Consider the following 22924-nt stretch of genomic DNA (forward strand, 5'->3'; position numbering starts at 1 on the left):
GGAGCCGGTCGTGGGAAGTTTGCCGTTGCAATCGGGCGTCATTCCTCTACGACTATCAAGGGGAAAAAATAAGAAATGCGCTTGAGAGGCGACATTTCAGGGGAGTTGCATATCACATGGAATATTTCGTCCAGCAGCTTATCAACGGGCTGACGCTGGGTTCCATCTATGGGCTGATCGCCATTGGCTACACCATGGTCTATGGCATCATCGGAATGATCAATTTCGCGCATGGCGACGTCTTCATGATCGGTGCGTTCATCGCTCTGGCGATGTTCCTGATCCTGACGACCGTGCTCGGCTTTGCCTTCCTGCCCGTGGTGTTGCTCATCGTGCTCATCGTGTCCATGATCTTCACCTCGGCCTGGGGGTGGACGGTCGAGCGGCTCGCTTACCGGCCCCTGCGTGGGTCCTTCCGCCTCGCTCCGTTGATCACGGCAATTGGCATGTCGATCGTTCTGCAAAATTTCGTGCAGATCACGCAGGGCGCGCGCGTCAAGCCGCTGCCACCGCAGATCCAGGGCGGCATAACACTGATGGAGGGAAGCGCGACCGGAATTTCGGTCCAGCTTTCCTACATGCAGATCATCATCATTCTGACGACCATTGCACTGATGGCGGGCTTCACGCTCCTCATCACCCGCACACCGCTCGGTCGGGCGCAGCGCGCCTGTGAGCAGGACCGCAAAATGGCTGCACTTCTCGGGATCAATGTCGACCGCACCATTTCGCTGACCTTCGTGATGGGAGCGGCGCTTGCCGCCGTGGCCGGCCTGATGTTCGTGCTGCTCTATGGCGTCATCGATTTCTACATCGGCTTCCTCGCCGGCGTTAAGGCGTTCACCGCAGCGGTGCTCGGCGGCATCGGCTCGCTTCCAGGCGCCATGCTGGGTGGCCTTCTGATCGGTCTCATCGAGGTGTTCTGGTCGGGTTATTTCTCGGTCGAGTACAAGGACGTTGCGGCGTTCTCGATCCTGGCAATCGTGCTGATCTTCCTGCCTTCCGGTCTTCTCGGGCAGCCTGAAGTGGAGAAGGTCTGATGGCGATGAACGGTTCGAACAGGGCGGTCGCTGCACAGCAGAACGACCCCAATTCCTTTGCCGCTTCGGTCAAGGATGCCGCCATGGCCGGCTTCCTGGTCGCTGTGCTCGGCTTCTTCTTCATCGGTATCCGCACCGACATCGCTCCCGGTGGTCTTGATCTCAAGATGCGCTGGGGCGCGTGGATCATCTCGATCCTCGTCGTGTTCGCGGGCCGGCTTCTGCTCAATCTCTTCGTGCTCAAGACTGACAGTCCCGTCACGCGGAAACTGGCAGACGCGATGCCCAGCGGTTCGCGCTTTGCCGGAACGGGCAAATGGCTCATGCGGGCGCTCTTCGCCTTTGCACTGGTCCTGCCCTTCTTCTTCACGACCTTCTTTCCCGGCAAGGATCGCCAGTTTATCGATCTGGCCATCCTGATCATGACCTACATCATGCTCGGCTGGGGGCTGAACATCGTGGTGGGGCTCGCAGGGCCTGCTCGATCTGGGTTACGTCGCCTTCTACGCCGTCGGCGCATACTCCTTCGCGCTTCTGGCGCAGTATCTCGATATCGGCTTCTGGTTCGCCCTGCCGCTCGCCGGCATCCTGGCGGCCTGCTGGGGCGTCGTGCTCGGCTTTCCGGTGCTCAGACTGCGCGGTGATTATCTCGCGATCGTGACGCTCGCCTTTGGTGAGATCATTCGTGTGGTCCTCTTGAACTGGTACGAGTTCACGAATGGTCCCGATGGCATTTCCGGCATTCCGAAGCCGACTTTCTTCGGCCTGCCACTGAAGCGGGGCGAGGGCGGTTTTGCCGATTTCTTCGGCATTGCCTACGACCCGATCCAGCGCTTCATCTTCCTCTACTACATCATTTTCGTTCTGGCGCTGATCACCAATTTCGTGACCATGCGCCTGCGCCGTCTGCCCATCGGGCGTGCGTGGGAAGCGCTGCGTGAGGATGAAATCGCCTGCCGTTCGCTCGGCATCAACACGCGCAACACCAAGCTTACGGCCTTCTCCATTGGCGCCATGTTTGGCGGCTTTGCAGGCTCGTTCTTTGCCACAAGGCAGGGCTTCATCTCGCCGGAGAGCTTCACCTTCCTGGAATCGGCGATCATTCTCGCCATTGTGGTTCTGGGTGGTCTTGGCTCGCAGGTGGGCGTGGTGATCGCGTCGATCGTGATGATCGGCGGCATCGAGATGCTGCGCAATCTCGGCTTCCTTCAGCAGGTTTTCGGCTCCGGCTTCGATCCGGTTCAGTATCGCATGCTGATCTTCGGCCTCGCCATGGTTCTCATCATGGTGTGGAAGCCGCGTGGACTGATTTCGACCCGGGAACCATCCGTGGTCCTGAAGGAAAAGAAACGCATCGGCGCCGATATGGTGGCTCAGGGTGAGGGACACTGATGGACGCGGCAACGACCATGAAAAACACTGATCAGTCGACGCCCGGCTGGGACCGGGATCCGGTCCTGAGCGTCGAACATCTGACCATGCGCTTCGGCGGCCTCGTGGCCGTCGGAGACCTCTCCTTCAATGTTGGTCGGGGCGACATCACCGCCCTGATCGGGCCCAATGGCGCGGGCAAGACCACGGTCTTCAACTGCGTCACCGGCTTCTACAAACCGACCGAAGGCCGCATCGTGATGCGTCACGGGCCGGGCCGGCAGCAGGAAGACGTGGAAACGTTGACCGATAGCGGCCAGCGCTGGAAGACCACCGGAAACGGTGCCGTCTACCTGCTTGAACGCATGCCCGATCACGAGATCTCGCACAAGGCCAGGGTGGCGCGCACCTTCCAGAACATCCGCCTGTTTGGCGGCATGACCGTTCTGGAAAACCTGCTGGTTGCCCAGCACAACCCGCTCATGGTGGCCTCCGGCTTTTCCATCGGTGGCATTCTGGGTCTGCCAGGCTTCAAGAAGGCGCAGCAGGAGGCGGTCGACAGGGCGGTTTACTGGCTCGAACACACAAACCTCATCGATCGTGCCGACGATCCGGCGGCTGATCTGCCCTATGGTGCGCAGCGTCGCCTGGAGATCGCACGCGCCATGTGCACCAAGCCGCAGCTTCTGTGTCTGGATGAGCCGGCAGCGGGCCTGAACCCGCGCGAATCCGCCGAGCTCAACGGGTTGCTGAAGTATATCCGCGACGAGCACAAGGTGTCCGTGCTTCTGATCGAGCACGACATGGGCGTGGTGATGGAAATCTCCGATCATGTGATCGTGCTGGATTACGGTGTGAAAATCTCCGACGGCCCCGCCGAAGCGGTCAAGAACGACCCCAAGGTCATCGCGGCCTATCTGGGTGTCGACGACGAGGCCGAGATCGACATGCCGGAGGTGCGTGAGGATCTGGCCAGGGTCTCCCGGAAAAAACCGGCAAAGAAGGCAGCGGCGTCCAAACCCGCTTCAACCTCTGGAAAGAAGACAGGTGCGGCAGCGAAGAAGCCCGCCGCAACGACAAGGTCTTCAACAAAGGCAGCGAGCACGAAGACGCCGGCTGCCAGGGCTTCGAAACCGCGCACGGCAAAGTCGACCGCGTCGAAGCCTGCTTCCGCAAAGCCCGCCGCGACAAAAACCACCGCGATAAAGCCCACTTCGGCAAAGGCTGCGGCTTCCGCTTCCCCCGCGTCCCAAACCGCCGCAAAGCCCAAAGCCGCCGCAAAGCCCAAAGCCGCGACAAAGCCGAAGGCCGCTCCGGCCGCCAGCGAGGTCAAGGTTGCCAATGCCGGCGATTATCCCGGCAGCCAGCCGCACGGCACGAAGAAGCCGCGCGCAGGCGGGGCCAACAACCTCACCCGCGTCAAGGGCATCGGCCCGGCCAGCGAAAAGAAGCTGAACGCTCTCGGTGTCTGGCATTTCGATCAGATCGCTGCCTGGAAGAAAGCCGAAGTGCAGTGGGTCGGCTCCTACCTCGCCTTCCCCGGCCGCATCGAGCGTGAGGAATGGGTCAAGCAGGCAAAGGTGCTCGCAAAGGGCGGAGAGACCGAGTTCTCCAAACGCGTCGACAAGGGCCAGGTCGCGTCCAGCGTGCCCGGCAAACGCGGCGCACAGCCCAAGAAGAAGACCACCGCTAAGGGAGGCAAGGCATGAGCTCTCAGAACGAACCCTTGCTCTCGGTGCGCGGCGTCGAGACCTATTACGGCAACATCGTCGCCCTGCGTGGCGTCGACATGGATGTCCATCGCGGCGAGATCGTCACCATGATCGGGGCCAATGGCGCCGGCAAGTCGACACTGATGATGACCATCTGCGGCGATCCGCGTGCCCGCAACGGCCAGATCGTCTATGATGGCATCGACATCACAAACATGCCGACGCACGACATTGTCAGCCTCGGCATCGCGCAGTCGCCGGAAGGGCGCCGCATTTTCCCGCGCATGACGGTGATGGAAAACCTGCAGATGGGTGCCGCACTCGTCGATCCGGAGTATTTCGACGAGGATCTTGCCAAGGTCTTCGAGCTGTTCCCCCGCCTCAAGGAGCGGGTCAGCCAGCGTGGCGGCACGCTTTCGGGCGGCGAGCAGCAGATGCTGGCCATCGCCCGGGCTCTCATGAGCAGGCCCAAGCTTCTGCTTCTCGACGAGCCGTCGCTCGGTCTTGCGCCACTCATCGTGAAGCAGATCTTCGATGCCATTCGCGAGTTGAACGAAACCGAGGGCCTCACGGTCTTCCTGGTGGAGCAGAATGCGTTCCATGCGCTGAAGCTCGCCCATCGCGGCTATGTCATGGTCAATGGCAACGTCACCATGAGCGGCACCGGCGCGGAACTTCTCAAGAAAGAAGAAGTGCGCGCGGCATATCTGGAAGGCGGGAGGCACTGATGGAACACGCAAACGGGCCGATCTGGGAAGTTTCCTTCTGGGAGTTCTTCTTCGTTACGGTGCTTCTGGCCGGCAGCGCTGCCTATCTTACCGGGCGTGCCATGGCGCGCACCTGGCAGGGCGATGGGCATCTCGCCTTCTATATCGTGCTTCTGGCACTGGCCACGCGCTTCATTCACTACGCGCTGTTCAGCGGCACTCTCCTGTCGCTGCACTACTACATTGTCGATCTGATCGTGCTGCTCATAATCGCCTTTATCGGCAAGCGTATTACGCGCGCCGGTCAGATGGCGACACAGTATAGCTTTGAGTATCGGCGTAGTGGACCGCTTGGCTGGGAGCGTTCGGGCCGAACGGATTCATGATTAACCGGTGTGAAGCCTTTATTTCTTTTTTGATTTGAGGTTTCATGCCGATTAAGCGGGCCGTCTCGGCCCGCACAGGCCAAACCGGAAAGCCAAACACCATTTCCGGAAAGCCAAGGGAACTTCTGGTGTTTTTAAAGGGAGAAGTCATGAAAAAGGCACTTATGGCTGGCGCAGCACTCAGCCTGATGATGACCGGTTCCGCCTGGGCGGACATCACGATTGCAGTTGCTGGCCCCATGACGGGTCAATACGCTTCCTTCGGCGAGCAGATGAAGGCGGGCGCTGAACAGGCTGTCGCAGACATCAATGAAGCCGGCGGTGTCAACGGCGAAATGCTGAAGCTGGAAGTGGGCGATGATGCCTGCGATCCCAAGCAGGCTGTCGCGGTTGCAAACCAGTTTGCCGGTTCCGGCGTTGCCTTCGTAGCAGGTCACTTCTGCTCGGGTTCCTCCATCCCGGCATCTTCGGTCTACGCCGAGGAAGGCATCATCCAGATTTCGCCAGCCTCCACCAATCCGGCATTCACCGACAACCGCCCGGGCCCCGGCGTCTACCGCGTCTGCGGCCGTGACGACCAGCAGGGCGATGTCGCAGGCAAGTTCCTCGTCGAAAACTTCGGCGACAAGAAAGTTGCCTTCGTCCACGACAAGACCGCTTATGGCAAGGGTCTGGCAGATGCCACGAAGGCGGGCCTATGAGGCAGCTGGCGGTGAGGCGGCTCTCTACGAAGCCTATACCGCCGGTGAAAAGGACTACACCGCGCTTGTCTCCAAGCTGAAACAGGAAGGCATTGGCGTCCTTTATGTCGGTGGCTATCACACCGAAGCCGGCCTCATGGCACGCCAGATGCGCGAGCAGGGCATGGACACGCTTCTTGTTTCGGGCGATGCGCTTGTCACCGACGAGTACTGGGCCATCACCGGCGATGCCGGCGAGGGCACGTTGATGACCTTCTCGCCGGACCCGCGCAAGAACGAGGTCGCCAAGCCTGTCGTCGACAAGCTGCTTGCTGCCGGCAAGACGGCTGAGGGCTACGCGCTCTACACCTACGCCGCCATTCAGGCATGGAAGGATGCCGTGGAGGCAGCCGGTTCCACCGATTACGATCCGGTCGTTGCCGCACTCAATGACGGCAATTTCTCCACCGTCCTCGGCGACCTGTCCTTCGACGACAAGGGCGACGTCACGCTGCCCGGCTATGTCTTCTACGAATGGAAAGACGGTCAGTACGATTACCTCGAGCAGTAAGCCACTGGCTTGATTGAGGTTCGACGGCCCGGCAGCGATGCCGGGCCGTTTCCTTTTGGTGAAGCGGCTGGCGCGCCGCTCTCTTCGTGATCCTCGGACCTGATCCGAGGATCCATGCCGCAACACCGGGGATAAACTCCGGCCTTCAAGAAACTGCCCCACTTTTTCTCCCGCGCACCCCGTCACCACCGCAAAGGCATGGATCCTATGGTCAAGCCATAGGATGACGAGAGCGTTGAAGTGCTCATCCCATTCACTATTCACCATTTACCATTCACTCCTTTTCCCCCACCCCCAAAACCTCCGCTACACTCCCCCCATCGCCCCTGTCGGGAACCGGGTCCGGAGCCGGGGATCAGGAGGGGCGACGGCAGCCTCCCCCTCGGGTTCGGTGACCCGAGGCCTGTGAGGGCCCGCAAAAGGCCGGCGGCCGGCATCATGTCGGTTGCGGAAAAGCCGCTAGGGCAAAGTTTGCCCGAGTGACCGGTCGGCAGTCGGGACAGCGGCCGGCGGGGCGCGCTTTTCGCGCCACTTATTTCCCAACAGAGAGGCACGAAAAACGCGCCCCGTTTCCCGAACGATCCAGACCCCGGCGGCAAACCCCGCGCGGCAACGATGGAGCCTGCCCGAAATGTCCACTCCCCACCACCCCGTCATCCCGGGCTTGACCCGGGACCCATTGGCAGAGCGCGCAGGAGCACGGCCCGGTTCTCACCCCGGCACCACGGGCCGCACCCTCTGCGGCACCCGGCCACGCCTCTCAATGGGTCCCGGCTCTCGCTCCGCTCGGCCGGGATGACGACGATGAAGCGCTCACCCCATCCCGTCATCCCGGGCTTGACCCGGGACCCATTGGAAGAATGTGCAAGAGCACGGCCCGGTTCTCACCCCGGCACCACGGGCCGCACCCTCTGCGGCACCCGGCCACGCCTCTCAATGGGTCCCGGCTCTCGCTTCGCTCGGCCGGGATGACGAGGGTGGATAGGTCACGCCACACCGTCATCCCGGAAGCCGCAGGCTATCCGGGACCCATTGGAAGAGCGTGCAGGAGCACGGCCCGGTTCTCGCCATGCTCCGTTTGAAGAATGCCCGCCAACGCCAAACGCCCCTTCTCCCCGCAGGCGGGGAGAAGGTGAGGATGAGGGGCGAGCGCCATCACTTGCCACAGTGAGGAAGGCGGGAGCGGCCATCGGGCGGAAGCGACCCTCGCCGAAACGCGTGAAATGAAAAAGCCGGCTTCAAAACATGCAAAGCTGACTTCGCGTCAAGAAAGTTTGCACCGCAGCATCGTCCACGCTAATCATACCGCGTCATTCGGCGCGGGAGGGGAGTTTCGCGCCGGGCAATCCCGCACAAACCTTCTCTTCCCGGAGTTTTTGCCAGTGCAGATTAAGAAGATCCTCGTCGCAAACCGTTCTGAAATCGCCATCCGCGTGTTCCGCGCAGCCAATGAACTCGACATCCGAACGGTGGCCATCTGGGCCGAAGAGGACAAATATTCACTGCACCGGTTCAAGGCAGATGAATCCTATCAGGTCGGGCGCGGACCGCATCTGGAACGTGATCTCGGTCCCATCGAGAGTTATCTGTCGATCGACGAGGTGATCCGCGTCGCCAAACTTTCGGGGGCCGACGCTATCCATCCCGGTTACGGCCTCCTGTCGGAGAGCCCGGAGTTTGCCGAAGCCTGCGCCGAGAACGGCATTGTCTTCATTGGCCCGAAGCCAGAGACCATGCGCCGCCTCGGCAACAAGGTGGCCGCGCGCAATCTCGCCGTCGAGGTCGGCGTGCCGGTGGTTCCGGCAACGGAGCCCTTGCCCGACGATATGGAAGAGGTTGCACGGATGGCGGAGGAAGTGGGCTTCCCCGTCATGCTGAAGGCCTCCTGGGGCGGTGGCGGACGCGGCATGCGTGTCATTCGCAGCCGCGAGGATCTGGAGCACGAAGTCACCGAGGCCAAGCGCGAGGCCAAGGCCGCCTTCGGCAAGGACGAGGTCTATCTCGAAAAGCTGGTCGAGCGCGCGCGCCATGTGGAAGTGCAGGTTCTGGGCGACACGCATGGCAATGCCGTTCACCTGTTCGAGCGCGACTGCTCCATCCAGCGCCGCAACCAGAAAGTCGTGGAGCGTGCGCCGGCGCCTTACCTGAACGACGAGAAGCGTGCCGAGCTTTGCGGCTACGCGCTGAAGATCGCCGAGGCGACAAACTACATTGGGGCCGGCACGGTCGAGTTCCTCATGGATGCCGACACGGGTGCCTTCTACTTCATCGAGGTCAATCCCCGCATTCAGGTGGAGCACACGGTCACCGAGGAGGTGACCGGCGTCGATATCGTGAAGGCGCAGATCCATATTCTCGAAGGCAACAAGATCGGCGACAAGGCGTCGGGCGTGCCGGCACAGGCTGACATTCATTTGAATGGCGATGCCCTCCAGTGCCGCATCACCACCGAAGATCCGGAGCAGAATTTCATTCCCGACTACGGCCGCATCACCGCCTATCGCGGTGCGACCGGTTTCGGTATCCGTCTCGACGGTGGCACAGCCTATTCCGGTGCGGTCATCACCCGGTTTTACGATCCGCTTCTGGAAAAGGTCACCGCCTGGGCTCCGACGCCGGAAGAGGCAATCGCCCGCATGGACCGCGCGCTGCGCGAGTTCCGCATTCGCGGCGTGGCGACCAATCTGACCTTCCTTGAAGCGATCATCAGCCATCCGAATTTCCGCAACGCGACCTACACGACCCGGTTTATTGACGAGACGCCCGAGCTCTTCACGCAGGTCAAGCGGCGGGATCGGGCCACCAAGCTTCTGAATTATCTGGCTGACGTCACGGTGAACGGCCATCCCGAGGCGCGCGGCCGGGCGCTGCCCAATGCCGAGGCAGCGGCCCCGCATGTGCCCTATGTCGACATGCCGGTGCCCGATGGCACCAAGCAGTCGTTCGACAGGCTTGGAGCCGAAGGCTTCTCAAAATGGATGCGCGAGCAGGAGCGCGTTCTGGTCACCGACACCACCATGCGCGACGCGCACCAGTCGCTGCTTGCCACCCGCATGCGCACATTCGACATGGCGCGCATTGCCGGCGTCTATGCCCGCGCGCTGCCAGAGCTTCTGTCGCTGGAGTGCTGGGGCGGGGCAACCTTCGATGTTGCCATGCGCTTTCTTACGGAAGATCCGTGGGAGCGTCTTTCACGCATTCGCGAGGGCGCGCCCAACCTGCTTCTGCAGATGCTGCTGCGCGGCGCCAATGGCGTCGGCTACACCAATTATCCCGACAATGTCGTGCAGCATTTCGTCAAACAGGCGGCGGAAGGCGGCATCGATCTCTTCCGCGTGTTCGACTGCCTCAACTGGGTGGAGAACATGCGCGTGGCGATGGACGCGGTTCGCTCGGAAGGCAAGCTCTGCGAGGCGACCATCTGCTATACCGGCGATCTGCTCGATCCGGACCGCGCCAAATACGACCTGAAATACTATGTCGGTCTTGCAGGCGAGCTTGAGGCTGCCGGCGCGAACATCATCGCCATCAAGGATATGGCCGGCCTCCTGAAACCGGCTGCTGCGCGCGTGCTGTTCAAGGCGCTGCGTGAGGCAACCGATCTGCCATTGCACTTTCACACGCACGACACATCCGGCATTTCCGCCGCCACGGTGCTTGCCGCCGTCGAAAGCGGTGTCGACGCCGTGGACGCAGCCATGGATGCGCTCTCCGGAAATACGTCCCAGCCCTGTCTTGGCTCCATCGTCGAGGCGCTCAAGGGCGATGCCCGCGATACCGGGCTCGACCGCGAATGGGTGCGCCGCATCTCCTTCTACTGGGAGGCTGTGCGCAACCAGTATGCCGCTTTCGAAAGCGATCTGAAGGGGCCGGCCTCCGAGGTCTATCTGCACGAAATGCCCGGCGGCCAGTTCACCAATCTGAAGGAGCAGGCGCGTTCGTTAGGGCTGGAGACCCGCTGGCACGAGGTGGCGCGCGCCTATCACGACGTCAACATGATGTTCGGCGACATCGTCAAGGTCACGCCCTCTTCCAAGGTGGTTGGCGACATGGCGCTGATGATGGTTTCGCAGGATCTGACCGTCGCCGATGTCGAGAACCCGGAAAAGGACATCGCTTTCCCGGACTCCGTCGTTTCCATGCTGCATGGCGACCTTGGTCAGCCACCGGCCGGCTGGCCAGCTGCCCTTCAGAAAAAGGTCCTGAAAGGCGAGAAGCCGATCACCGTACGCCCCGGCTCGCTGCTCGAACCGGCCGACCTTGAGGCAGATCGCAAGGCGCTGGAAGAGAAGCTCGGCCGCAAGGTCAGCGAGTTCGAGTTTTCCTCCTGGTTGATGTACCCGAAGGTCTTCACGGATTTCGTTGCTGCATCGGAAAGCTACGGTCCGGTAAGCGTGTTGCCGACGCCCGTTTACTTCTACGGCATGCAGCCGGAAGACGAGATTTTCGTCGAGATCGAGCGCGGCAAGACGCTGGTAATCCGCTGCCTTGCCGTTGGCGATGTTGATGAGAAAGGCATGGTCACCGTGTTCTTCGAGCTCAACGGGCAGCCACGCAGGGTCAAGGTTCCAGACCGGGTGCATGGTGCAACGGCCGCTGCTGCACGCCGCAAGGCGGAGGCCGGAAATGAAGCGCATGTGGGCGCACCAATGCCCGGCGTCGTTTCCACGCTCGCGGTCAAGCCGGGACAGAGCGTGCAGTCTGGCGATGTGCTTCTGTCCATCGAGGCCATGAAGATGGAAACCGCACTTCATGCCGAGCGTGATGGCACGATTGCCGAGGTTCTGGTGGGTGCGGGCGATCAGATCGACGCCAAGGATCTGCTGGTCGTGTTCGAAAACGGCGATTGACGATCTCGGTTAAACCGATTTAAATGCGGCGCGGTCAGGTAATTTCTGACGCGCCGTTTTCTTGTGGAGCCCGTCATGTCTTCCCGCAATGCGTCCATCGGGCGGTGGGCCGTAGCGGCCTGCTTCTTTGTCAATGGTTTCATGATCGGAAGCTGGGCACCCCAGATTCCCGTCGTGGCGTCTCGCTTTGCGCTGAGTGAGACGACACTTGGTCTTCTGATCCTCGTGTTTGGTTGTGGCGCGGTTTCCGTCATGCCGCTGTGCGGCTATCTCATCGGGCGGTTCGGCTCCCGGGTCGTGCTGCGTGTTTCGGCGCTCATATGCACGCTGTCCTTCGCGGGCCTCGTGGCTGCAACACAGGTCTGGCAGATGGTGGCTGCGCTTGTGTTCTTCGGTGCGTTTCTCGGCGCGATGGACATATCCATGAATTCCAATGCCGTAGCGGTAGAGCGTTCGCTCGGGCGGGCGGTCATGTCGTCCTCCCACGGGTTCTGGAGCCTTGGCGGTTTCGTCGGTGCGGGAGTGGGTGGTTTTCTTCTGGAGCGATATGGCTTTCTGGCCCATGCGGGTGTGGTGATGGCGTTCTCGTTCCTGTTGGCGCTCGGCACGCTTCCATTCCTTCTCGTCGAGGCGAGGCCTGTTCGGCAACAGGACGGGCAGAAGCGTAGCAGACTGCCGCGCAATCCCATGGTGTATGTCACGGGTCTGGTTGCACTGGTGTGCATGCTGCCGGAAGGTGCGGTGCTCGACTGGGCCGCGCTCTACCTGCGACAGGAACTGGGGGCCGGGCTCGCCGAGGCGAGCCTCGCCTTCACGGCTTTTTCGGGTGCCATGGCAACCATGCGCTTTGCCGGTGACCGGCTGCGCAACCGCTTCGGAGCTGTCCGCACGCTGCGCTATTCGGGTATTGTCGCAACGGTGGGAATGTTGGGTGCGGGCCTTGCGCCATCACCGGGACTGGCGGTCATCGCTTTTGCGCTGAGCGGCATGGGCATCGCCAACATGGTTCCGATCGTCTTCTCCGCTGCGGGCAATCAACCGGGAATTTCACCGGGCGTGGGGATGAGCGTGGCGACGACGATCGGCTATTCCGGCATGCTGGTTGCCCCGTCCCTGGTGGGCTTCATCGCCGAGCGTACCGGATTTGCGCCGATCTTCATCGCGTTCTCGCTCTTGCTGGCCTGCGTGCTGGTGCTCGCAGATCTCGTGAGTTCGGCCGATACGATCACCGTCGAGACGGCCCGGCAGCTCTAGATGCTTCCCATCAGCATCAGAATCAGAACGACCACCAGAATCAGACCAAGAATGCCTGACGGTCCGTAACCCCAGCCCCGCGAATAGGGCCATGCTGGGACGGCACCGATCAGGACCAGAATGAGAACAATGATGAGGATTGTCCCGAGCGACATGGCATGTTCCTCGCTTTTTTTGAAATCGTTCTGCTGAACGTTCGCGCCGCCGTGAGGTTCCACGGAACGGAAAAAAACCGGCAGATCACACGGATCTGCCGGCCATCGTGTCGGGATCGTGATTTCCAGTTATTCGGCAGCGCTTGGCAGGGAGCCACCGGGAACATCCGTATTGTCGGCCGTCTTGATTTCCTTCCGCTTTCGGCGGAACAGACGCGCCAGCAGACCGCGCCTTTTTTCCCCGGCTGGCAACGTTTCGCGTGTGAAAACCATCAGCGCTGAGGGCGTAACGATCAGGGTCAGGATTGTCGCAAATGTCAGGCCATAGACAATGGCTCCGGAAAGTGAAACCCACCATTGGGTGGAAGGTGCACCGATGGTGACTTCCTGATGGAACAGCTCCAGCCCCAGCCCGAAGGCGATTGGCAGAACGCCAAGAACGGCAGAGATGGCTGTAAGCATGACGGGACGGGCGCGCTCACGGCAGGTCTGCAGAATGGCTTCCCGCTTTTTCCAGCCTTCCCGGCGCAGCCGGTCGTAGGTGTCGATCAGAACGATGTTGTTGTTCACGACGACGCCGGCGAGCGCAATGACCCCGATACCCGACATGACGATGCCGAAGGGCTGTCCGGTTATGAGAAGACCAAGGAAGACACCGATCGTCGCCATCACCACGGTCATCAGCACGAGGAAGACGCTGGTGAACTTGTTGAACTGGGCAAGCAGAACCACGAAGATCAGGAAGATTGCCGCGCCGAATGCCTTGGAGAGAAAGGCGCTGGCTTCTGCGCTTTCCTCGTTGGAACCCGCCAATTTCCAGCGGGTTGCACCAAGATCAAGCTCACCAAGCACCTTCGTGACCTCGGCCTGTACGGTGGCGACCTGGAAGCCGCTTGCCACATTGGCACTCACGACAATGGTGCGCTGGCCATCAATGCGGTTGAGAATTCCGGTGGAGCGTTCGGGCTCGCGCGTGACGAAGTTGGAAATCGGCACGGCACCCTGAGACGTCTGAACGCGCAGCTGGTCGAGCGATGAAAGCGTGCGGCGGTCTTCGGGAAGCCGCAGGCGGATATCCACCGCATCGTCGACACCGGCAGGGCGGTATTCGGAGAGTTTGAGGCCATTGGTCACCAGTTGAACCACGGTGCCCACCGATGCAGGGCTGATTCCGTATTGGGCAGCCTTTGCCCTGTCCACCTTGATCGCCCAGTCGATGCCCGGAGGCGGAAGCCCGTCGCCGATATCGATTACGCCGGGCACGTTCGCGATTGCCTGTGCAACTTCCGCGGCCTGCTCATTGAGAGGAGCAGGGTCAGCCGCCGAAAGCCTGATCTGGATTGGCTGGCCTGTTGGCGGGCCGGCATCGGGAACCCGCACCTCGATCTCCACGCCGGGCGTTCCTGCGAGTTCTGTGCGCAGATCGTCGAGGATCCTGCTTGCCGGTTCCCGCTCACGCCAATCGATGAACTCATACTGTATAACGCCGATAACATCCTCATCAATGTCCTGTCCGCCGCCGCGTGTCTTGCCGACGCGGGTGTAGACGGATTCGATGCCAGGCCAATTGAGCAGTTTTTCCTCGGCAGGCCTTGTCAGCCTGTCCATCTCCTCAAGGGAAAGATTGCCGCGGGCATGCACGTACATCAGGCCATATTCGGGTTCGACATTGGGGAAGAACTCCACACCCGCACCATACTGGGAGTAGGAGTAGATGATGCCGGCGAGAAGCCCCACGGTCAGGAGCAGGACGGTTTTGGGAAAGCGAACGGCCTGCTTGACCAGCCCCATATACCAGCCGTCGGGCTTCGGTTCTTCCTCCACATGCGCCTTTGCAAACATGGCGCCCAGCGTTGGCGTGAAGATGAGGGCATAGATCATCGATGCGCTGAGCGTCACGATCAGCGTGATCGGCAGGTATTTCATGAACTCGCCGACAATGCCCGGCCAGAACAGCAGCGGTGAAAAGGCAGCGATGCGGGTCATGGTAGCCGCAATGACGGGGCCGGCCATTCGCTTGGCAGCCAGCTCGAAGGCCTGCGCCCTGTCCATGCCTTCGGTCATGCGCCTTTCGGCAAATTCCGTTACGATGATGGCATCATCGACCAGCATGCCCACCGCCAGGATGAGGCTGAACAGCACCACCATGTTGACGGTGAAGCCGCCTAGCGACAGGGCATAGATGCCCATCAGGAAGGACGCCGGTACCGCCAGCCCAATCAGCAGCGAGGCGCGTCCGGAAAGCGTGTAAAGCACAACGATGAAGACGAGAATGACGGCAATCAGGACGTGGTTTTGCAGATCGCTCAGCATGTCGCGGATCATCACCGATTTGTCCTGGCTATAGGAGACGGTGATGTTTCCGTCGGTGACCTCCTCGAACGCTGCGGCAGCGGTTTTGACCGCATCCACCGTGTCGACGAGATTGGCGCCCACGCGCTTCTTCACTTCGATGGCAATCGCGTTCTGGCCGTTCAGCCGGGTAATGGTCTCGGCGTCCTTGAAGGTGGAGCGGATCTCGGCAAGATCGCGCGCACGCACCACGGCGTCGGGGCTTGAGACGATCGGCAGGTTGGCGACATCTTCGACCGTTTCGATCAGTGATGGTACCTTCACGGCATAACGCCCGGCTTCACCTTCCAGCGAACCGGCTGCAACCAGACTGTTGGAGGCGGCAACGCCGTTGATCATCTGGTCGAGCTGTAGGCCATAAGACGACAGCTTCACCGGATCGATGAGAACCTCCACAAGCTCGTCGCGGGAGCCCTGCAGCGTGCCCTCCAGAACGCCTGGAATCTCTTCGATCCTGTCCCGTAGCTCGCGGGCTGCGGTTGAAAGGACCCGCTCAGGCACATTGCCGGCCAACGTCACGACGAGGATCGGGAATTCGGAAACATTGACTTCGTGAACCGACGGCTCGTCGGCGCCTTGCGGCAGTTCCCGTCGGGCATCGGCGACCTTGGCACGCACATCCTCGATGGCATTGGAGAAGTCGTAGCCTGCCTGGAACTCGACGAGGACGTAGCCACCGCTTTGATAGGCGGACGAGCGCATTTCCTTGACGCCTTCCAGGCTTTTCAGCCGCGTCTCTATGGGACGCAGGAGCAGCCGCTCCGAATCCTCGGGAGAAATGCCCTGATAGGACAGGCTCACATAGATGATCGGGATCGGTACATCCGGCTCGGCTTCCTTGGGAATGCTGACATAGGACAGCGCACCGGCGATCACGAAGAACAGCAGGATCGATAAGGTCAGTCTGGCATTCTGGATGGCGATGCGGACGATATCCATCGTGGAGTGTCCTGTCCTTGTCCCATGGGCCCCTGCCACCGGCGTTCTGACGATGGAGGCGCCCTGTTATATGTGTTGCAGCCTCCCTTGGCGGATGGTGATCCCGCGCTTGTCGGCTGCTGTTAATGGCCGGTTGTCTCGGCGGCGAGAAGTCCTGTGAGGTCCTTTATCAGTTTCTCGTCAGCCAGCTCGGCTTTCACCTTATCGCCTTGCCTGACCAGATCCTGTCCCGAAACGATGATACGGGGCCTCCGCTGGAATGCCGGCAAGGAAGAGTGCGCGCGGCGTATCGTCCACCAGATCGATGGGATAGAAAACAACCCTGCTATCGTCGTCCACGGCCCGAACCCCAAGCTGGCCGCGCCCGTTGAGGGTTACCACGGAACGGGGCAGTGCCACCGCCTCGACCGCCTCGGAGCGAACGGCGATTTCCGCGGTCATGCCGGCGGGAATGGTGCTTTCGGGATTGGGTATGGCGACTTCGATGCGGAATGTCCGCGTCTGGTCCGACGCTTCGCGGCTAATGAAGCGAACCTTGCCCCTGACGCTGTTGCCGTTGACCAGGCGTATCAGGGCCTCGTCTCCAACATTGACAGCACCCAGGTCGTGCTCACTCACTTCTCCTACCGCGATGACGGGATCCAGCTTGATGAGCGTGACGATCTCCTGGCCCTGCATCGCCGAGGATCCAAGTTCGATGTCCACCTTGTCTATGATGCCGTCGAATGGAGCGCTGACCGTGATGCGCGAGAGCTCCGCCTCGGCGGCTTCCAACTGGGAGCGGGCCGATGCCAGGGCAGAGCGTGCGCTGTCGAGTTGCAGGCGGGCCAGATTCCCGGACTTGGCGAGGCGTTCGGCAGCTTTTGCCTCGGCTTCACGCTGGACCAGAACCTGCCGCGCTGTTTCAACGGCGGCTTCCTTGCCCTCGGTTTCAAGGCGCAGAATGAGGTCTCCCGCGCGGACCTGCTGGCCTTTGGAAACCGGCAGTTCCGAAACCACACCACTGGCGCGCAGGGCGAGGGCAGAGCGCTTGTCGGCGGCTGTTCTACCGGAAATGTAGATGGTGCGGGCGTGGTCCAGACGGGGAGGGGTGATCACCGTAACGGTCTGGGCTTCGGTGGTTGTGTTCTCCGGCCTTTGAGCGACAGTCGGTGCATCCTGGCTGGCACTGCCGACCGAGGAGAATTTACCCGTGGCGACCCAGATGGCTGTTGCGGCCAAAACGGCAATTGCCCCAAGCTTATGCAACCTAATTTTCGGCATGGTCTTTTTCCGATGCGATGGAGCCTGCCTGTCGTTTCAGGACTGGCACATTGTGGGGACTGTCCACACGGGTTTCAATTTTCACAGGCGGGCACGTTGCGACAAAAGCACGCTCCTATATCGCACGCATGGGCTTTACAAAAGCCGAACGGCAATCGCTCCTGACATCTACGAACGTCTGCCAGATTGAAATTGCAAACGCAGGAAGGCGACCATTTGCGCTGTGACGCGCGTAATCTTAGACATTTTGACAAAAATCGTTTAAATGTCAATCTTGAAAGAAAAAGAGAGCGTCGGCTATGAATTTGATCGCCAAGTGTTCCGATGATCCCAAACGCGGGCGCATCCTCGATGGCGCCCTGAAGGTGTTTCTCGCCTACGGTTTCGCACGGACCACAATGGACGACATCGCCCGTTCGGCCGAAGTTTCCCGGCCCGCGCTTTATCTGCAGTTTCGCAACAAGGCGGACATCTTTCGTGCCATCGGTGCGTGCGTTCTTGAGCAGTCGCTCGAGGGCGCCCGAATGGGAATGGAAGAGACGGGAACCTTTGGCGAGCGTCTCATGACGGCACTTGATCACGCGCTGTTCGGTCTTATCGAAGTGATCGACCAGTCAGCACATGGTCAGGAACTTCTCGATCTTGAAAACAAGATTGCCGCTGATCTGATTGCCGAGTGGCGCGAGGAATTGACCTCCATCGTCGAGGCTGCGCTGGTGCAGGAGGCGGAGCGTACGCAAGCCGACCTTGAAGGGCAGGGACTTTCTGCACGGGGTCTGGCGGAAATCCTGTTGGATGGCCTTGAAGGCATGCGTCTGCGCGGCCTGTGCGGCAAGCCGGCAATAGACGGTGCGCGCCGTTTGGTGCGCATCCTCGAAATCGCCATGGTCGCTGCGCAGCCGGAGCGTGGCTGAGGCCGGTCTTCGGCGGGTGCGGCCCGCTACTGTGCTGTCCAGCCGCCATCCATCGGGAGGGCTGTGCCGGTCATCTGGGCGGCGTGTTCGGAACAGAGGAAAACGACGAGACCGCCCAGCTCCTCAATGGTCACGAATTCGCGGGTTGGCTGTTTTGCCAAAATGACCTCGCGGATCACCGTCTCGCGATCCATGTCATGCACTTTCATCTGGTCAGGAATCTGCGCCTCCACCAGCGGCGTGAGCACGTAGCCGGGGCAGACGGCGTTGCAGGTGATGCCGGTCTCGGCCAGTTCCAGCGCCACCGTTTTGGTCAGACCGACGACGCCATGCTTTGCAGCGACATAGGCAGACTTGAAGGGAGAGGCGCGCAGCCCATGCGCCGAAGCGATGTTGACGATGCGTCCACGCCCTGCCTGTTTCATGTACGGGACTGCTGCGGCAATGGTGTGAAATGCGGATGACAGGTTGATTGCCAGTATGGTGTTCCACCTGTCGACGGGAAAGTCTTCGACGGAGGCGACATGCTGGATCCCGGCGTTGTTGACCAGCACGTCGAGGCGTCCGAAATGCGCCACCGCGCGCTCCACGAGGTCGCGGCAGGCCTCGGGTGCCGCCATATCGGCGCGCATGTAGACTGCATCCACGCCGTGATCGGTGGCGATCTTCCTCGCAAGAGCATGGTCTTGCGGGTTGTCGGTGAATGAGTTCAGCACGATGTTGCAGCCATTTGCCGCGAGCGCTCGCGCGATGCCGAGACCAATGCCGGACGTCGAGCCGGTGATGACGGCTGTCCGGGCTTGCCTGTCCTGTTGGTTCCCCATTGCCTTGGCCCTCATGCGATCATCTGCTCTGTTGCGGCGCAGCAAAGCGAGGGTGGCGGGCGCTGTCAAGCAAACCGATCCGCGCAAATGCGTGTCTACGCCATTGACATTCGCGCCGGTCTCATCCACCTCAAACCCGACACGGCTGAAAACGGGACAGTTCCCTCATGACCGGAACATTCACGGCCAGCAGATCTGTTAGCGGCTATTTTTCATCGCCATTTCCGCGGCGTGATGCGGTGGGTGTTGCTGTCGGCAATGTGATTGTCGGCGGAGACGCTCCCGTGGTCGTGCAGTCGATGACCAACACGGACACCGCGGATGTGGATCGCACGGTTGCCCAGATCGCGGCTCTGCATCGCGCGGGCTCGGAACTGGTTCGCATCACTGTCGACCGGGACGAGGCTGCTGCTGCCGTTCCGCGCATTCGCGAGCGTCTTGAGCGAGTGGGCATTTTCGTGCCGTTGGTGGGTGATTTTCATTATATCGGTCACAAGCTTCTGGCCGATCACCCCGCCTGCGCCGAAGCGCTGGCCAAATACCGCATCAACCCGGGCAATGTGGGCTTCAAGGACAAGAAGGACCGGCAGTTCGCGGCGATCATCGAAACGGCGATCAAGCATGACAAGCCGGTGCGCATCGGGGTCAACTGGGGGTCGCTCGATCAGGAGCTTTTGACCCGTCTTATGGACGAGAACCAGGAGAATGGTTCGCCCATGACGGCGCAGGAGGTGACGCGCGAGGCCATCGTGCAGTCGGCACTGCTTTCCGCCGAGCTTGCCGAAGAGATCGGGCTTGGGCGCGACCGGATCATTCTCTCTGCCAAGGTAAGCCAGGTTCAGGATCTGATTGCCGTCTACACGGAGCTTGCGCGGCGTTCCAATCATTCGCTGCATCTTGGCCTGACCGAGGCCGGCATGGGATCAAAGGGCATCGTGGCATCTTCTGCGGCGATGGGCATTCTGCTTCAGCAGGGGATCGGTGATACGATACGGGTCTCTCTCACACCGGAACCCGGTGGCGACCGCACCCGCGAAGTGCAGGTGGCACAGGAGCTGCTTCAGACCATGGGGTTTCGTCAGTTCCTGCCGGTGGTCGCAGCCTGCCCAGGTTGTGGTCGCACGACATCGACCGTGTTTCAGGAGCTGGCACAGAAGATCGAAGGTGATCTGCGCAAGAACATGCCGGTCTGGCGCAAGAAATATCCTGGCGTGGAAAGCCTGAAGGTTGCGGTGATGGGCTGCATCGTCAACGGGCCGGGTGAATCGAAACACGCAGACATCGGCATTTCTCTGCCCGGGACCGGTGAAACACCTGCTGCGCCCGTCTTTGTTGACGGCAAGAAGGCGGCCACGCTGCGCGGGGAGGACATCGCCGCAGATTTCGAGCGCATGGTCGCCGACTATATCGAGAAACGTTTCGGCTCTCGCGAGGCGGCTGAGTAGGTCCGCCCCTGATGTTCAGGCCGAGGCTTCCATCGGCCTGTTCATGTTTTGCCAGTGGGCGATCTTGTCGGTCAGTTTTTGCGGTGAGATGGGTTTGGGCAGATAGTCGTCCATGCCCGCATCGAGGCATTTCTCGCGGTCGCCCTTCAGCGCGTGCGCGGTTATGCCGATGATGGGTGTGTGTTCGCCCGTGATGCTTTCCAGTTCCCGGATCGCCGCCGTGGCCTCGTATCCGTTCATTTCCGGCATGGAGATGTCCATCAGGATGAGCGCGGGCTTGAGCGCGCGATGCACTTCCGTGGCAGTCTTTCCGTTGCCGACGATGCGATATTTTAGCCCCAGACCGTCCAGAACCTGGCTGAAAACGAGCTGGTTTACCTCATTGTCTTCCGCAACGAGCACGTCGAGTGTATTGGCCGAACTGCGTGTCCCCGAAAAGCCGCGCTCGATGGGGGAAGACGCATGGACCTGGATTGGCTTGGAAGGTGGCGGTGTCTCGTCGGAGGAAGCGCGGCTGATCTGCATGACGGAAACCAGGGTTTCCAGCAGCATTGACGAACGGGTCGGCTTGTTGAGCTGCGCTGCTATCCCACATTCCTTCATGAGACGGGTCGTGTCCGTCTGGTCGACGGAGGTCAACAGGACCAGCGGGATATCGGCGAGGGGCCGGGTCGGCCTTGATCATTCTGGCGACGTCCGCGCCGTTCATCTCCGGCATCTGATAGTCGAGGATCACGCAATCGACCCGAGCGCCCAGTTCGGCGGAGCGTTTGAGAAACGCCATCCCGACACTGCCGCTTTCGGCCGCGGCGCATTCGAAGCCCCAGCTTCTCATCTGCTCCTGAAGGATTTCCCGGTTGATGGGGTTGTCATCGATCACGAAGACGCGTGCTCCTGAAACATCGACGGGAGCCGTGGTCTGGATGGCGTTTGCGTGATCAATTCTAAAAGGCACCGTGAACGTAAAGGTGGATCCTTCCCCCAATTCGCTTTTTGCATCGATCGTTCCGCCCATCAGTTGGGCGAGACGCGCAGCGATAGCGAGGCCCAGTCCCGTGCCTTCGTGGCGACGGGTCGAGGAAGAATCGACCTGCGCGAACTTGTCGAAAACGGCGTCGAGTTTGTCCGGTGCTATGCCGATGCCCGTGTCTTCAACGCGGATCGTGACATGGGTGAGGCCGTCTTCTGTCCGACCGGACACATCCACGAGTACATGGCCGCGTTCGGTGAATTTGACGGCGTTGCCCACCAGATTCGTCGCGATCTGCCGAAACCGGCCCACATCGCCAATGAAAGAGGATGGCAGTTCGGGGTCGACGCGCACGATGAGCTCGAGATCCTTTTCAGCCACGCGTGACGATACCAGGGCAGCGATGTCTTCAATCGCTTCTCCCAGTCGAAAGGGCGCTTCGTCGAGCTGCAGCTGCCCGGCATCGATCTTTGAGAAGTCGAGAATGTCGTTGATGATGGTCAACAGGGACGTGCCGGACTTGACGATCACGTCCACGAACATGGCCTGACGCTGATCGAGATTGGTCCGTGCGAGCAGCTCCGCCATGCCCATCACGCCGTTCATGGGGGTCCGGATCTCATGGCTCATATTGGCCAGGAACTCCGATTTCGTCCGGTCGGCGGACTGCGCCTTGATCTTCTCTGCGGCAAGCGAGATGTTTGCCTTGTGCAGATCCTGATGGGCACTGGTTATCCGGCGCATCATGGGAACGAAGATGCGCGAGGCGAGGAACAGGCTTGCTGCAATCATCGCGATCGCGACACCGAAGAGCCCCCATTGCAGCGTGCCGTGGCTTTCGATCATCGCGGCGTTCAGGGAATCGGAGATCTGTTTCAGCTCGGGCCGTACCCGCGTCTCGGCAAGGCTTTGCAACTGGGTGAACAACCGGCGTGCCGTGGCATTCTGGTAGTCGGTAAACACCTCAAGACGATTTGCCAGCGAAATGATTTCCCTGATCTGCGACCGTAAAGGAGGCGTGTCGCCCTCGCCCAGCCAGATGCGCCTCACCGAAGCGGGTACGCCATGACCGGTGATGTCGGTCGCGAGGGAGGGGGCCAGCAGCACGGGTGCAACGGCCGTTCCCCCGACCTGCGGCCGGCTCAGACGCTGGCTTTCGAGCGTGGTCAGCTCTCCGGTGATGGCAAAATCCAGTGCGCGATAGGCACTGTTGAGCTGCTCCAGAGCGCTCTTCAGCTTGGTGTGGGTGAGCTTGGCGCGGTCGGAACTCCCCTGCGACAGAAGTTCAGCCTGTTCCAGCCTTAGCGCATCGTGGATCACATCGTTGGTTGCATCGGCCATATGGCTGATGAAGGCGCCAAAACGGACATGGTTCTTCGTCGTCTGGGTCTGCCACATCAGGAAACCGGTCCCGATGGCAACCGCTACGACAAAGCCGACCAACAGCGCGGCAAGACGCCCGAGCATATACTTATGCGTACCGACGGTGGG

12 protein-coding genes and 3 pseudogenes are annotated in these 22924 nt (G+C 60.9%); 10 read left to right on the forward strand and 5 right to left on the reverse strand.

What is annotated here, in order from left to right; genetic code table 11:
• The first annotated feature begins 116 nt into the window (after positions 1–116).
• The 8 genes and pseudogenes from AB2N04_RS04935 (at position 117) to AB2N04_RS04970 (ending at position 12571) form a co-directional block, all read left to right on the forward strand.
• Positions 117–1040, forward strand: a complete 924-nt coding sequence (locus AB2N04_RS04935) for a branched-chain amino acid ABC transporter permease LivH (RefSeq protein WP_367717455.1) — start codon at positions 117–119, stop codon at positions 1038–1040.
• Positions 1040–2432, forward strand: a pseudogene (gene livM, locus AB2N04_RS04940) (high-affinity branched-chain amino acid ABC transporter permease LivM). Before AB2N04_RS04935 ends, livM begins: the two are co-directional and overlap by 1 nt.
• Positions 2432–4120 carry an ATP-binding cassette domain-containing protein gene (locus tag AB2N04_RS04945; protein WP_367717456.1) on the forward strand — a complete coding sequence of 563 codons (1689 nt, stop codon included), beginning with the start codon at positions 2432–2434 and terminating at the stop codon, positions 4118–4120. Before livM ends, AB2N04_RS04945 begins: the two are co-directional and overlap by 1 nt.
• Positions 4117–4851: an ABC transporter ATP-binding protein gene (locus AB2N04_RS04950; RefSeq protein WP_367717457.1), complete on the forward strand. Its 735-nt coding sequence runs from the start codon at positions 4117–4119 to the stop codon at positions 4849–4851. The genes AB2N04_RS04945 and AB2N04_RS04950 overlap by 4 nt, the downstream gene beginning before the upstream one ends.
• Complete coding sequence (locus AB2N04_RS04955) at positions 4851–5216, forward strand: DUF6867 family protein (RefSeq protein WP_367717458.1); 366 nt, start codon at positions 4851–4853, stop codon at positions 5214–5216. The genes AB2N04_RS04950 and AB2N04_RS04955 overlap by 1 nt, the downstream gene beginning before the upstream one ends.
• A 149-nt stretch (positions 5217–5365) precedes the next feature.
• Positions 5366–6467 (forward strand): annotated as a pseudogene (locus tag AB2N04_RS04960) (branched-chain amino acid ABC transporter substrate-binding protein).
• Positions 6468–7849: 1382 nt separating this feature from the next.
• Complete coding sequence (gene pyc / locus AB2N04_RS04965; protein ID WP_367717459.1) at positions 7850–11317, forward strand: pyruvate carboxylase; 3468 nt, start codon at positions 7850–7852, stop codon at positions 11315–11317.
• 75 nt (positions 11318–11392) lie between these two features.
• Positions 11393–12571 (forward strand): MFS transporter, encoded by a 1179-nt coding sequence (locus AB2N04_RS04970; protein WP_367717460.1) that lies wholly within the window; start codon positions 11393–11395, stop codon positions 12569–12571.
• Here AB2N04_RS04970 and AB2N04_RS04975 read toward each other — a convergent pair.
• The 3 genes from AB2N04_RS04975 to AB2N04_RS04985 all read right to left on the reverse strand — a co-directional run bounded on the left by AB2N04_RS04975 (position 12568) and on the right by AB2N04_RS04985 (position 17280).
• Positions 12568–12726, reverse strand: a complete 159-nt coding sequence (locus AB2N04_RS04975) for a DUF3309 domain-containing protein (protein WP_367717461.1) — start codon at positions 12724–12726, stop codon at positions 12568–12570. The two genes, AB2N04_RS04970 and AB2N04_RS04975, sit on opposite strands and share 4 nt — an antisense overlap.
• A gap of 129 nt (positions 12727–12855) precedes the next feature.
• Complete coding sequence (locus AB2N04_RS04980) at positions 12856–16017, reverse strand: efflux RND transporter permease subunit (protein WP_367717462.1); 3162 nt, start codon at positions 16015–16017, stop codon at positions 12856–12858.
• A gap of 201 nt (positions 16018–16218) precedes the next feature.
• Positions 16219–17280, reverse strand: a complete 1062-nt coding sequence (locus tag AB2N04_RS04985; RefSeq protein ID WP_367717463.1) for an efflux RND transporter periplasmic adaptor subunit — start codon at positions 17278–17280, stop codon at positions 16219–16221.
• Between the two features lie 299 nt (positions 17281–17579).
• On the opposite strand from AB2N04_RS04985, the gene AB2N04_RS04990 reads away from it, so the two are divergent.
• Positions 17580–18194 (forward strand): helix-turn-helix domain-containing protein, encoded by a 615-nt coding sequence (locus tag AB2N04_RS04990; protein ID WP_367717464.1) that lies wholly within the window; start codon positions 17580–17582, stop codon positions 18192–18194.
• A gap of 26 nt (positions 18195–18220) precedes the next feature.
• Here the strand turns inward: AB2N04_RS04990 and AB2N04_RS04995 are convergent, their stop codons facing one another.
• Positions 18221–19033 carry a 3-hydroxybutyrate dehydrogenase gene (locus AB2N04_RS04995; RefSeq protein WP_367717465.1) on the reverse strand — a complete coding sequence of 271 codons (813 nt, stop codon included), beginning with the start codon at positions 19031–19033 and terminating at the stop codon, positions 18221–18223.
• Between the two features lie 152 nt (positions 19034–19185).
• On the opposite strand from AB2N04_RS04995, the gene ispG reads away from it, so the two are divergent.
• Positions 19186–20463 carry a flavodoxin-dependent (E)-4-hydroxy-3-methylbut-2-enyl-diphosphate synthase gene (ispG, locus tag AB2N04_RS05000; protein WP_367717466.1) on the forward strand — a complete coding sequence of 426 codons (1278 nt, stop codon included), beginning with the start codon at positions 19186–19188 and terminating at the stop codon, positions 20461–20463.
• A 15-nt stretch (positions 20464–20478) separates the two neighbouring features.
• Here the strand turns inward: ispG and AB2N04_RS05005 are convergent.
• A pseudogene (locus tag AB2N04_RS05005) lies at positions 20479–22900 on the reverse strand (response regulator).
• Between the last annotated feature and the right edge of the window lie 24 nt (positions 22901–22924).

This window comes from Nitratireductor sp. GISD-1A_MAKvit (genome assembly GCF_040819555.1).
In the GTDB taxonomy this organism is placed as follows: Bacteria; Pseudomonadota; Alphaproteobacteria; order Rhizobiales; family Rhizobiaceae; genus Nitratireductor.

What these genes read in the sequence shown, in the direction of transcription:
- AB2N04_RS04935 (WP_367717455.1), top strand. Translation starts at nt 117, where the DNA reads ATGGAATATTTCGTCCAGCAGCTTATCAACGGGCTGACGCTGGGTTCC.
- AB2N04_RS04945 (WP_367717456.1), top strand. Translation starts at nt 2,432, where the DNA reads ATGGACGCGGCAACGACCATGAAAAACACTGATCAGTCGACGCCCGGC.
- AB2N04_RS04950 (WP_367717457.1), top strand. Translation starts at nt 4,117, where the DNA reads ATGAGCTCTCAGAACGAACCCTTGCTCTCGGTGCGCGGCGTCGAGACC.
- AB2N04_RS04955 (WP_367717458.1), top strand. Translation starts at nt 4,851, where the DNA reads ATGGAACACGCAAACGGGCCGATCTGGGAAGTTTCCTTCTGGGAGTTC.
- AB2N04_RS04970 (WP_367717460.1), top strand. Translation starts at nt 11,393, where the DNA reads ATGTCTTCCCGCAATGCGTCCATCGGGCGGTGGGCCGTAGCGGCCTGC.
- AB2N04_RS04975 (WP_367717461.1), bottom strand. Translation starts at nt 12,726, where the DNA reads ATGTCGCTCGGGACAATCCTCATCATTGTTCTCATTCTGGTCCTGATC.
- AB2N04_RS04980 (WP_367717462.1), bottom strand. Translation starts at nt 16,017, where the DNA reads ATGGATATCGTCCGCATCGCCATCCAGAATGCCAGACTGACCTTATCG.
- AB2N04_RS04985 (WP_367717463.1), bottom strand. Translation starts at nt 17,280, where the DNA reads ATGCCGAAAATTAGGTTGCATAAGCTTGGGGCAATTGCCGTTTTGGCC.
- AB2N04_RS04990 (WP_367717464.1), top strand. Translation starts at nt 17,580, where the DNA reads ATGAATTTGATCGCCAAGTGTTCCGATGATCCCAAACGCGGGCGCATC.
- AB2N04_RS04995 (WP_367717465.1), bottom strand. Translation starts at nt 19,033, where the DNA reads ATGAGGGCCAAGGCAATGGGGAACCAACAGGACAGGCAAGCCCGGACA.
- ispG (WP_367717466.1), top strand. Translation starts at nt 19,186, where the DNA reads ATGACCGGAACATTCACGGCCAGCAGATCTGTTAGCGGCTATTTTTCA.